Raw genomic sequence first — 12139 nt, forward strand, 5'->3', positions numbered from 1 at the left:
GGCGTCATCCCTCGCGTTTGCTTACAGGTTTTTGTAGAGCCATTTGGGCATGTAGTACTTGCGCCGGTTGAACACGCTGCCCACCACTTTCGCCCCGGCCTGGGTCAGCCGTTGCACCGCGGCCTGGGCGACTTCCCAGCGGGTGTCCTCGGCACGCACCACGAACACCACCCCGTCGACCTGCGTGCTGATGACCAGGGTGTCGGCGGCCGAATACACCGCATCGCCGTCGATCACCACGAAGCGGTACTGGCTCCCCAACTGATCGAGCAACGGGCTCAGACGCTCGGCGGTCAGGTGCTCCATGGTGCGGATCGGCCGGCCGTTGGGCAGCACGTGGAACGGCAGGCTCGACACCTGCACCACGCAGTCCTGCAACAGCGGCGGGCTATCCGGGTTGAACAGCAAGTCACGCAGGCCGCGCTCCTTGCTCAGGCTCAGTTGCTGGGTGAGGTTACCGGCCGACTGGCTGGCATCGACGTAGAGCACCAGGCCGCTGCTCATCTGCGCCAGTTGACTGGCCAGGGCCAGCGCGCTGGTGGTCGTGCCGGCACCGGGGTTGGCGGCGGTCAGGAACAGGATCCGCAGATCCAGGTCCAGCACGGTCGAGGTCAGGTTCGACTCGCTGGGGCTGGCAATGCTCAGGCTTTTGTTGGTTGAACCGTCCATTAGCTTGCTCCGTGGCCGCTGAATACTTTGAAAGGGGTTTTCAACAGAATCTTCAGATCAAGCAAAAGGCTCTGCTCGGCGATGTAGCTGAGGTCCAACTCAACGCGCTGGTCGAAGTCGATGTTGCTGCGTCCGGAGATCTGCCACAGGCCGGTCATGCCGGGGTAGATCGCCAGGCGCGCGAGGTGACTGTCCTTGTAGCGGTAGGCGTTGAACGAGGTCGGACGAGGGCCGACCAGGCGCATGTCGCCGGTCACCACGTTGATCAGGTTGGGCAGTTCGTCAAGGCTGGTGCGCCGCAGGAAACCGCCGATCCGGGTGATGCGCGGGTCCTTGTCGATCTTGAAATCGATGGCATCGGCACCGTGCTTGTTGAGGTGGCGCAGCGATTCTTTCAGCTCTTCGGCGTTGGCGACCATGGTGCGGAACTTGAACATGCCGAACTTGCGGCCGCGATAGCCGGTGCGTTTCTGCACGAACATCACCGGGCCCTTGCTGGTGAACTTGATGGCAAGTGCCAGACCGATCAGCAGCGGAGAGATCATCACCAGAATGACCAACGCGCCGAAGCACGCCACCACCCGATTGGTGCGGGACAGTTGCCATGGTCGACCGCCTTCGCGACCGGTCACCCAGCCCTGGCCCTGGCGGTGAATCGCCGCGTCGAGGCGCATTCGCTGTTCCGGATCCATGCGTTTGTCTCGAACCAATTGTTGGATCGGTACACCTTTCTCATGTCCAGTCATGCAGTCCTCCGCTGATGTTCAGCCGCGAGCGGCGCGTGGGCGATAGGCCGTGGGGTAGTAGTTGCGATACCAGGCGATGAAACGCCCCAGTCCTTCATCCAGCTCGATCCGGGGCTGGAACCCGGTGGCCTGGGCCAGATCATCGGTGTCGGCACAGGTGTTGAGCACGTCGCCCGGTTGCAGGGGCAAGAGCTCGACCACGGCTTTCTGACCGAGGTGCTTTTCCATCAGCGCCAGGTAGGTTTTCAGTTCCACCGGGTGGTGGCCGCCAATGTTGAACAGGCACCACGGGGCCATGCTGCTGCCCGCGTCGGGGTGCTCGCGGTCCCATTCCGGATGGTTGTGTGGCGGATGGTCGGTGAGGCGCGCGATGCTTTCGACGATGTCGTCGATGTAGGTGAAATCACGCTGGTGCCGACCGTAGTTGAACAGCTTCAGTGGCGTGCCTTCGGTGATGGCCCGGGCGAACTGGATCGGCGACATGTCTGGCCGGCCCCATGGCCCGTACACCGTGAAAAAGCGCAGCCCGGTGCAAGGAATCCCGAACAGGTGGCTGTAACTGTGAGCCATCAGCTCGTTGGCTTTCTTGGTAGCGGCGTACAGCGACAGCGGGTGATTGACGCCGTCGTGCACCGAGTACGGAATGTGCTGGTTGGCGCCGTACACCGAACTCGACGAGGCATAGATCAAGTGTTCAACCGGGTGATGCCGGCAGCTTTCCAGAATGTTCAGGAAGCCACTGAGATTGCTGTCCATGTAGGCCCGTGGATTTTCCAGCGAGTAACGCACCCCGGCCTGCGCCGCGAGGTGGATCACCACTTGCGGGCATTCACGGACGAAGAGGGCGTCGACGGCGGCGGCATCGGCCAGGTCAACCCGGGCGATCTGGAAATCACCGACCTGGTCGCGCACCCATTGCACGCGATCCAGTTTGAGCTGCGGGTCGTAGTAGCCGTTGAAGTTGTCGAGGCCAACCACCTGATGCCCGTCGCGCAACAGTCGCAACGCGCAATGGGCACCAATGAACCCGGCCGCACCGGTGACGAGGATTTTCATGGGCGCAACCCGTCGGGCGAAATGTGTCGCAGACCGATGCCGCTGTAGTGCAGGCCGGCGGCCGCCACTTGTTCCGGGTTGTAGAGGTTGCGTCCGTCGATGATCACTTTGGAGCGCAGCTTGTCGGCCAGCAGCTCGAAATCCACCACGCGGAAATTCTTCCACTCGGTGCAGATCACCAGTGCGTCGGCGTCTTCCAGGGTGTCGTCGCGGGTGGCGCACAGGTGCAGGTCATCGCGGTAACCGTAAATGCGCCGGCACTCGGACATCGCTTCCGGATCGTAGGCCTGGACGCTGGCGCCTTCGGCCCACAGCGCATCCATCAGATAGCGGCTGGGGGCTTCGCGCATGTCATCGGTATTTGGCTTGAACGCCAGACCCCAGACGGCAATGGATTTGCCGGCCAGACCTTGCGGGAATTGCGCCTTGAGTTTGCTGAACAGGATGTGCCGCTGCGTGTCGTTGACGTCGGTGACACTGCGCAGCAGTTTCAGCGGCATGCCGTTGTGCTCGGCGGTGTGCAGCAGGGCGCGCAGATCCTTGGGAAAGCACGAGCCACCGAAGCCGCAGCCGGGGTAGATGAAGTGATAGCCGATGCGCGGGTCGGAACCGATGCCCTTGCGCACCGCTTCGATGTCGGCGCCCAGCAGCTCGGTGAGATTGGCCAGCTCGTTCATGAAGCTGATGCGGGTGGCGAGCATCGCATTGGCCGCGTACTTGGTCAGCTCGGCGCTGCGGTTGTCCATGAACATCAGTTTTTCGTGGTTGCGGCAGAACGGCGCGTACAACTCGCTCATCTGCGCCCGTGCTTCATCGTCCTGAGTGCCGACGATGATCCGGTCGGGGCGCATGCAGTCGGCGAGGGCGCTGCCCTCCTTGAGGAATTCGGGGTTGGACACGATCCGCACGTTCAGGCCGCTTTTGCCGCGCCGGTGCAATTCATCGCTGGCGGTCTTCAGCACCTGGTCCGCCGTGCCGACCGGCACCGTGGATTTGATGATCAGCGTGCGATCGGCCTCCATGAAACTTGCGATCTGCCGCGCCACGTTGAGCACGTGACTCAGGTCGGCGGAACCGTCTTCGTCGGCCGGGGTGCCCACCGCGATGAAGATCAACTCGGCGTGTTCTACGGCATCGCTGGCCTGGGTGGTGAACAGCAGGCGCCCGGCCTTGATGTTTTCTTCCAAAGTTGCCGATAGACCCGGTTCACTGATCGGCGGAACTGCCTGTTGCAGTTGTTTAATCTTGTTCGGGTCAATATCGACGCACAACACACGATGTCCGACATCGGCGAGTGCCGCAGCTTGAATCAGGCCAACATAGCCCGTACCAAATACGCTCACGTCCATATTGGCGTGCCTCGTAAGACGGTGGAGGAAGATCGAATTGGAACTGTCAAAAGGGGTATAGCGCAGCGTTGGCAAACCATGTCAGCAAAATGACATGTTGCATGTGTATAACACCCCCATTTTTGGGGGCGATTGGCCATCAAGTACTTGCTATATCTGGATTTGTCCCGTCCTTGACATGTTTTTCACATTTCAAAGAAAACGATAAACGGTCGTAGGCCACAAAATACAAGGCCTGTAACGACTTGGGTGTGTCAGTTTTGAGTCAATGTTTTTTTGACGCTTTTGGCCAAAGTCCGACAGTTCTTGCGCTTTGATGGCCCGCTGCTAGTGTCAGAAAATGGCCGACAAGCGATTGACCATGCCCCGTCGCAAGCGCCCCGGAATCGCCATGTTTCGATATTTGAAAGAACTGCTTTTAATTATTTATCTACTGCTTTATTCCGAATATTACCTTGAGCGTTTAAGCGCCATGGGTATCGGCCCGGCAGTACTTCTTTTTGGCGCGATGTTTTTGGCGCTGACTTTCGCATTATTACTAACGGCCTATATACGTCAGACTTTCATTCGGCACTTGTTCGCATTAACGATGTTTATTTCGGCGGTTTTTTTTGATGTGTATACCCGCGTCACCACCGATTACCTGACGTACAGCAGCTTCGTCTCGCTGGTGTATTCCGGTGGTTTCATTCAGGAAGCGGCCTACCAGTACCGGGACGCGATCGTCCACGGGGCGCTCAATGGCCTGCTGCTGTTGGTCGGCATCGGCCTCAAGCCACGGCATTCGATCCCCGTGCCAAATGCCTGGCGGATCGCGGCGCCGTTGTGCGGCGTACTGCTGCTGAGTGCGGTGTTGTTCATGCGGGCCGGGGAGGGTGCGCGTGGATTGCCGATCATGTACACGCCGCTGGCCTACCTCAACCTGTTCGGCTATGAGGCGCTGCACAACACCGTCGGCCCCCGTGAGCCGGTGACCCTGGCGCGCAACGGGCCTGCGGTGGGCCACGACATCGTGCTGATCATCGACGAAAGCATTTCCGGCAATTACCTGGACATCAACGCGCCGTTCGGCGTGCACAGCAACCTCAAGCAGGCGCCTGCGGGCGTCGACATTTTCAACTACGGCTATGCGGCGTCCATCGCCAATTGCAGTGCCGACACCAACGTCACCCTGCGCTACGGCGGCACCCGCGCCGATTACATGCGCATCAACACCACGCTGCCGTCGATCTGGCAGTACGCCAAAAAGGCCGGCCTGCGCACCGTCTACATCGACGCCCAGCGCACCGGCGGTAACCTGCAGAACCTGATGACCGACACCGAGAAAAAGGACATCGACGAATTCGTGCAATTCGACCAGACCAGCGTCCGTGACCGCGACATGGCCGCCGCTGGCAAACTGATCGAATTGCTCAACGACGACAAACCGGAGCTGGTGGTGATCAACAAGGTCGGCGCGCATTTCCCGGTGCACGACAAATACCCCGATGCGTTCATGGCCTACCGCCCGACCTTGCCGCGCGGCCAGTTCACGGAAGTCGCCGACACCGGCAAGCGCGACGGTTTCAACGGCCAGCCCGATGACTGGGTGCTGTACCGCAATGCCTACAAGAACACGGTGCTGTGGAATGTCGGCGAGTTTTTCTCGCGAGTGTTTGCCCAGGCCAACCTGAACAACGCGCTGCTGATCTACACCTCGGACCACGGCCAGGACCTGCACGAACGCGGCAACCCGGGGCTCAACACCCATTGCGGCGGCGACCCGGTGGAGGAAGAGGGATTGGTGCCGCTGGTGGTGATTCAGGGCGATCAATTGCACACGCTCGACTGGTCGGCCCAACTGGCGGCCAACAAGGATCGCTCCAGTCACTACAACATCTTCCCGACCCTGTTGCAGTTGATGGGCTATGACCTCGCGGGGATCGAGTCGGTCTACGGCAAACCGCTGAGCGTGCCGACGGCAGATGATTTCACCTTCAACTACCGCTTCAATGCGCGGTTGGGGGCCAAGCCCGAGTGGAAACACATCGACCTGAACAGCATCGTCACGCCGGGTGAGGCGCCAACCAGCGTTGCCGCCGGACAGTAACCCTGCGCCATCCGCTATCCTTGCCCCACACGGATCGATCGGATGGCGGCATGCTGCAGGTTCAAAACGTCTTCAAGAGCTATCTCACCCCTCAAGGCCCGTTGCCCGTATTGCAAGGCATCGACCTGACGCTCAAACCCGGCAGCAGTCTGGCGCTGATGGGCGAGTCGGGCAGCGGCAAAAGCACGCTGCTGCATCTGATCGCCGGCCTGGATAAAGTCGACAGCGGCAGCATCCATAGCGGTGAACATCGACTCGACGTCATGAACGAGGCGCAACTGGCCAACTGGCGGCGCACGGAAATCGGTCTGGTGTTCCAGCAGTACAACCTGATTGGCAGCCTGCGGGTCGAGGACAACCTGGCGTTTCAGGCGCGGCTCGCCGGGCGGCATGACCCGCGCTGGCAGAACCATCTGGTGCAGCGTCTGGGCCTGGGCGATCTGCTCAAGCGTTATCCCGAACAACTCTCCGGCGGTCAGCAGCAACGTGTTGCACTCGGCCGGGCATTGGCGTCTCGGCCCAAGCTGTTGCTGGCCGACGAACCCACCGGCAGCCTCGACGAAGCAACCAGCGACGAGGTGCTGCGTCTGTTGCTGGAATTGCTCGACGACACGCCGACCACTTTGCTGATGGTCACTCACAGTCAGCGCGTGGCGGCGCGACTGGCGGAGCGGGTGGTGCTGTCCAGCGGTCGTCTGACGTGAGGGTTTTTCGGCAAACGTTGATCGCGTTGCTCAGTCACTGGCGGCGGCATCCGGTGCAGTTTTTCAGCGTGCTGACCGGATTGTGGCTGGCCACCAGCCTGTTGACAGGTGTCGAGGCGCTCAACAGTCAGGCGCGGGACAGTTACGCCCGCGCCAGCCAGATGATTGGCGGCGAACCCCAGGCCAGCCTGAGCATGCCGAATGGCGCGACGTTTTCCCAGCAATGGTTTGTCGATCTGCGCCGTCAGGGCTGGCCGGTATCGCCGGTGCTGCAAGGCCGGTTGATCCTCAAGGGGCACGAATCCCAGCGCCTGCAACTGATGGGCATCGAGCCGGTGTCCCTGCCGGCCGACAGTGCGGTGGCGGGGCAGGCGATGCCGATCGAACGCATCGTCGATTTCTTCAGCCCGCCGGGCAGCACCTGGATTTCTCCCGAGACCTTGCAGGCGTTGAACCTGGTCGAGGGCGCTACAGCGCAAACCGAAACCGGCCAGACGTTGCCACCGTTGAGGGCGCAAACGGACATGGCTCCCGGTGTGCTGTTGGTAGACATTGGCGTCGCTCAGCGTGTGCTTGAACAACCCGATCAATTGTCGCGGCTGCTGTTGCCGAAGGACTTTCACGCCGACATGCCGGCGGCGTTCAAAGGCCAGTTGCAGCTCAAGAGCAGCGGTGAAGAAAACAATCTGGCGCGGCTGACCGAAAGCTTTCACCTCAACCTCGATGCCCTGGGATTTCTCTCGTTTGTCGTTGGTCTGTTCATCGTCCATGCCGCCATCGGCCTCGCGCTGGAACAGCGCCGTGGGCTGTTGCGCACATTGCGCGCCTGCGGTGTCAGCGCGCGGATGCTGATCACTTGCCTGATCGTCGAACTCGGTGCGCTGGCGTTGATCGGCGGCCTGTTCGGCGTCGTCAGCGGTTACTGGCTGGCGAGCGTGCTGCTGCCGGATGTCGCCGCCAGCCTGCGCGGGTTGTACGGCGCGGAAGTGGCGGGGCAGTTGCGCCTGAGTTCGTGGTGGTGGTTCAGCGGTATCGGCTTGAGCCTGCTCGGCGCGTTGCTGGCCGGGGCCAACAGTTTGCTGCGGGCGGCGCGGCTGCCGTTGCTGGCGGTGGCCGATCCGCAAGCCTGGCATGAACAGCATGCGCGCTGGTTGCGCCGGCAGGGCTGGGTGGCCGGGGTGTTTGCCGCGATTGCGTTGATCGCGCTGCTGTTGGGCAACAGTCTGGCCAGTGGTTTTGTGTTGATGGCGGGGTTGCTGCTCGGCGCGGCGCTGGCGTTGCCGGTGGTGCTCAGTGCGCTGTTGAACGGCTTGCTCGGGCGCAGTCGTTCGGTGCTGGGGCAGTGGTTTCTCGCCGACTGCCGACAGCAATTGCCGGCGCTGAGTCTGGCGCTGATGGCGTTGCTGTTGGCGATGGCGGCAAACATCGGTGCCGGCAGCATGACCGCCGGTTTCCGCCAGACCTTCAACGACTGGCTCGAACAACGCCTCACTGCCGAGCTCTATCTGAACCCGAACAATTCGGCACAGGCGCGCGAACTCTACAGCTGGCTGAAACAGCAACCGAGCGTCGCGGCGGTCCTGCCCACCTGGCAGGTTTCGGTGACGTTGCAAGGCTGGCCGACGGAGGTGTTCGGCATCATCGATCATCCGCACTATCGCCAGCACTGGCCGCTGCTCGAAGCCCGGGGCGACGATCCTTGGACGGCGCTGGCTACGGACGATGCGGTGATGCTCAGCGAACAACTCGCCCGCCGGCTCAAGGTGCGGCCGGGCGATCACCTGACGATTCCCACGCCGGGTCTGCCGTGGTCGCCGCGCATCGTCGGGATCTACGCCGACTACGGCAATCCCAAGGGGCATGTGCTGGTCAACAGCAATCACCTGTTGCGCAGTTGGCCGCAACTGACGCCAAACCGTTTCAACCTGCGTATCGAACCGCCAAAAATCCCCGTACTGCTGAGCGCCTTGCAGGCACGTTTCCAGCTCGACGACAGCCGCATCGTCGATCAGGCGCGGCTCAAGGGCTGGTCGGTGCAGGTTTTTGAGCGAACCTTCGCCGCGACGGCCGCGCTCAACAGCCTGACGCTTGCCGTCGCGGGGGTGGCGCTGTTCATCAGCCTGCTGACCCAGAGCCAGAGCCGCCTCGGCCAACTGGCGCCGCTGTGGGCCCTGGGGGTGACGCGACGGCAGTTGATGCTGCTCAATCTCGGCCAGACCTGGCTGCTGGCTGTGCTGACGCTGGTGCTGGCCTTGCCGTTGGGCATCGGGTTGGCGTGGTGTCTGGATGCGGTGATCAACGTCCAGGCCTTTGGCTGGCGTCTGCCGTTGCGGGTGTTTCCGTGGCAGTTGTTGCAACTGACCGGGCTGGCCTTGCTGGCGACGTTGCTGGCCTCGGCGTGGCCGATGTATTCGCTGTACCGCACGCAACCGGCGGACTTGTTGAGGACGTTTGCCCATGAGGATTAGCTTCGTCGTGGTGTTTCTGGCGCTGATGCTCAGTGGCTGTGACAACCCGGCACCGGAACAGAAGGGCTTCGCCGGAATGGGTGCCCAGGCGCAGGCCTTCACACCGGTAGTACCGGGGCGGGTGTTCAGCTTTCCGGCGGATCATGGCGCCCATGACGGTTTTCGCATCGAGTGGTGGTATGTGACGGCCAATCTCAAGGATGCCCAGGGCAATGATTTCGGCGTGCAGTGGACCTTGTTTCGCAGCGCCCTGAACGCCTCGCCGGAACAACCGGGCTGGGCCAACCAAACGATCTGGCTTGGCCATGCGGCGGTGACGTCGGTCAATGTCCATCACGCCGCCGAGCGTTATGCCCGTGGCGGCGTCGGGCAGGCCGGGGTGCATGCCGCGCCATTTGAGGCGTGGATCGATGACTGGCGTTTCGTCAGTCAGGCGAGCGATCCGTTGGGCGACATGCAGCTCAGCGCAAAGGACAAAAACTTCAGCTACCAACTGCGCCTGACCTCCAGCCGCCCGCTGGTGCTGCAAGGCGATCACGGCTTCAGTCAGAAATCCGAACAGGGCCAGGCGTCGTATTACTACAGCCAGCCGTTTTTCCAGGCCAGCGGCACCCTGCAAATCGACGGCAACACCTACACCGTCAACGGCCCGGCCTGGCTCGACCGCGAGTGGAGCAGCCAACCGCTGACCGCTAACCAGACCGGTTGGGACTGGTTCTCCCTGCATCTGGACGACGGCGCGCACGTCATGCTCTACCGCATGCGCCAGAAGGAAGGCGCGCCGTACTTGACCGGCACCTGGATTGCCGCCGATGGCCAGACCGAAACGCTGCACGCCGCGCAGATCAAACTGACCCCGCAGGACACCGCGAAGGTTGCTGGCCGTTCGATGCCGGTGCGTTGGTCGATCGGGATTCCGGAAAAAAATCTGCAGATCACCCTCGATGCAATCAACCCGGACGCCTGGATGAACCTGCGCATCCCATACTGGGAGGGGCCGGTGCGGTTGAGCGGCAGTCAGGGCGGGCAGGGTTATCTGGAGATGACCGGGTACTGATTCGCCCTGTGCGAGGAGCAACGGCCGATCAGCGTCTATGCTCCTTCGCACGCACGGCGCTGAAACCGATTCGGCGCGGTGTGCTGCCATTCATCACAGGGAAAGTACCGCTTATGAAGCTCCAAGCACTGACGCACGCCATCGCACTTGCCACTGTCCTGTCCGCCACCAGCCTCACGGCATTGGCCGCCGACATTCCACTGTCCGCAGCGGTCGAGGCCGACCAGGTCACCACCAAAGTATTGGCGGTCGACCCGGCCAATCATCAGGTTGTCCTTGAAGGCGCGGAAGGTCGCCAGGTGCACATTCAGCTCAGCGACAAGGCGAAAAACCTCGGCAACCTGAAGGTTGGCGACAAGGTCGACATCCAGGTTACACATTCGATCGCCGCTTTCCTGGACACCGACGTGGATAAAGGTCTGCCTGGCTCCACCGAGCGTACCGGTGAGCTGCGCAATGCCGTGGGCAGCAGCAACCCCGGTGGCGAGGCGTTCCGTCAGATTCAGGTGCAACTGAAAATCACCAGAATTGATTTGAAGAAAAAGCAGGTCACTCTGGAAAACCCTTCGGGCCAATCGAAAACCCTCAACGTCGAAAAGCCTGAAATCCAAGCCAAGCTCAAAGATCTGAAAGTCGGACAGAGCGTTGTGGTCACTTACACCGATGTATTAAAAGTGACCAGTGCACATGAAAGCTGAGTATTAACTCTACAGATTGACTGTTCTTGTACAAATAGTTGTATGAGAACAGTCATATGAAATGTTTGAGTGGGAGAATTCTGAAAGTTTGTCGGGAAATATCGATGATCAATATTCGTTAACGTTTTAGTACATAAAATTCATTATCAATTAGCACGACATATCCGCCAACTTCCATTAAAATCCCTCCCGTTCGCCCAGTGTCAGGGCTCTTTACCGGTGCATGGATTGCCAGGCCATTACACTGGGCGAACACCTCCTCCAGAGAGATGGCTAAAGAATTCAGATAAAAAAAGGGCGACTGTGAAGTCGCCCTTTTTTATTGTTCTCAGGATTTGGCAGGTCGCATGCCTTGCTGCATCTGAATACGCTTGAGTGTTTGCTGGTACATGGTGGTGCGGCGGTGGTTCTTGGCGTAGCCACCGGCGGCGGCCACGGTGCCTGCCTGGATGTGATCCAGGTAGCGGAAGATCGTACGCGGCGAAAGAAATCTGATGCCGTAGCCGAGGCTGCTTAATCGATCCTGCAGCGTGTATCCCGGGACCCGGTCGTCCATCGAAAAATGCAGCCCGTGCGCCTTGATCAACCGTGCATTCCACAAGGTGCAGAAGCTTTTCAGGTGGGTTTCCCGGTAGGGTTTTGGCTCCCGGGAACGCAGGCCCAACTGAAGTTTTGCCCGCCGGAAATAGTGTTTGAAATAACGCGAAGACAAGCGCCAGGTGTCTCTTAGAACACCCCGATCAAGCTGTTCGACACAACCGACTGCTGCTGTATCCAAAGATTGCATACACTCGTTGATCATCATTGAAAAGACAGTGCTGTCGAACACGAAAGTGTCGGTGTGCAGCAGAAACAGGTAATCGGTTTCAACTTTCGCAAGTGCCAGATCAAGTGCCTTGCCATGAGCAATATGTCCGGGTTCCTTAGCCGGCGAGGGGCGCTCGATCAAGTTGATCCAGTCAAGGGAACGCAAGTAAGTCAGACTTTCGTCCGCAGAATCGTTGTCCACCACCCACACCGGAATCTGATGATCCTTGACGTATTGCTGGAGAAACTCCAGGCACATCCGGGTTATTTCCGGGGTTTTGTAATTGACCAATACAAGACTGAACGCGGGCTGTTGTGCCGAGGGGAAATCAAACGCTCTCATGGTCAGGGCTCACATCAAGTTGAAGGGTTTTGCATGCGGCAATCGATGCTCGCAACCCGCTGCTTTGTGGCCCGGATGGTAGGGACGCAACCTTAGTTCAAGCTTAATTTTGGAGCGGTCGGGTTCAGTCGACTTGTTACGGCGTGCGACGCA

The 12139-nt window shown here is 60.4% G+C and carries 10 protein-coding genes; 5 read left to right on the plus strand and 5 right to left on the minus strand.

The genetic code is table 11. The features are described from left to right. Nucleotides 1-21: 21 nt before the first annotated feature. The 4 genes from AC1RR7_RS26875 to AC1RR7_RS26890 are packed head-to-tail and all read right to left on the minus strand — an operon-like array spanning nucleotide 22 to nucleotide 3820. A complete protein-coding gene (locus tag AC1RR7_RS26875) occupies nucleotides 22-669 on the minus strand; it encodes a CpsD/CapB family tyrosine-protein kinase (protein ID WP_096821352.1) in 648 nt (215 codons plus the stop codon). Further along, the gene (locus AC1RR7_RS26880) at nucleotides 669-1415 is read right to left on the minus strand and encodes a sugar transferase (RefSeq protein WP_096821353.1); all 747 of its coding nucleotides are present in this window, start codon (nucleotides 1413-1415) and stop codon (nucleotides 669-671) included. The genes AC1RR7_RS26875 and AC1RR7_RS26880 overlap by 1 nt, the downstream gene beginning before the upstream one ends. An 18-nt stretch (nucleotides 1416-1433) precedes the next feature. Continuing rightward, entirely contained in the window at nucleotides 1434-2471 is a 1038-nt protein-coding gene (locus AC1RR7_RS26885) for an NAD-dependent epimerase (protein ID WP_493158771.1), read from the minus strand. After that, a complete protein-coding gene (locus AC1RR7_RS26890; protein WP_096821355.1) occupies nucleotides 2468-3820 on the minus strand; it encodes a UDP-glucose dehydrogenase family protein in 1353 nt (450 codons plus the stop codon). Before AC1RR7_RS26890 ends, AC1RR7_RS26885 begins: the two co-directional genes overlap by 4 nt. A 391-nt stretch (nucleotides 3821-4211) precedes the next feature. Here AC1RR7_RS26890 and AC1RR7_RS26895 point away from each other — a divergent pair, with 391 nt between their 5' ends. From AC1RR7_RS26895 to AC1RR7_RS26915, 5 genes are all read left to right on the plus strand, one after another. Further along, nucleotides 4212-5909 carry a sulfatase-like hydrolase/transferase gene (locus AC1RR7_RS26895; protein ID WP_493158772.1) on the plus strand — a complete coding sequence of 566 codons (1698 nt, stop codon included), beginning with the start codon at nucleotides 4212-4214 and terminating at the stop codon, nucleotides 5907-5909. Nucleotides 5910-5959: 50 nt separating this feature from the next. Continuing rightward, nucleotides 5960-6613, plus strand: coding sequence for an ABC transporter ATP-binding protein (locus AC1RR7_RS26900; protein ID WP_493158773.1), 654 nt, complete (start codon nucleotides 5960-5962; stop codon nucleotides 6611-6613). Further along, nucleotides 6610-9081, plus strand: coding sequence for an FtsX-like permease family protein (locus AC1RR7_RS26905; protein WP_493158774.1), 2472 nt, complete (start codon nucleotides 6610-6612; stop codon nucleotides 9079-9081). The genes AC1RR7_RS26900 and AC1RR7_RS26905 overlap by 4 nt, the downstream gene beginning before the upstream one ends. Continuing rightward, a complete protein-coding gene (locus tag AC1RR7_RS26910) occupies nucleotides 9071-10138 on the plus strand; it encodes a lipocalin-like domain-containing protein (RefSeq protein ID WP_493066710.1) in 1068 nt (355 codons plus the stop codon). The genes AC1RR7_RS26905 and AC1RR7_RS26910 overlap by 11 nt, the downstream gene beginning before the upstream one ends. Before the next feature lie 113 nt (nucleotides 10139-10251). Further along, nucleotides 10252-10836: a hypothetical protein gene (locus AC1RR7_RS26915; RefSeq protein WP_096821360.1), complete on the plus strand. Its 585-nt coding sequence runs from the start codon at nucleotides 10252-10254 to the stop codon at nucleotides 10834-10836. 328 nt (nucleotides 10837-11164) lie between these two features. On the opposite strand, the gene AC1RR7_RS26920 is transcribed toward AC1RR7_RS26915, so the two are convergent. Next, nucleotides 11165-11986, minus strand: coding sequence for a glycosyltransferase family 2 protein (locus AC1RR7_RS26920; protein ID WP_102622409.1), 822 nt, complete (start codon nucleotides 11984-11986; stop codon nucleotides 11165-11167). Nucleotides 11987-12139: the final 153 nt, after the last annotated feature.

It is taken from the genome of Pseudomonas sp. GW821-FHT11G12 (assembly GCF_058808055.1).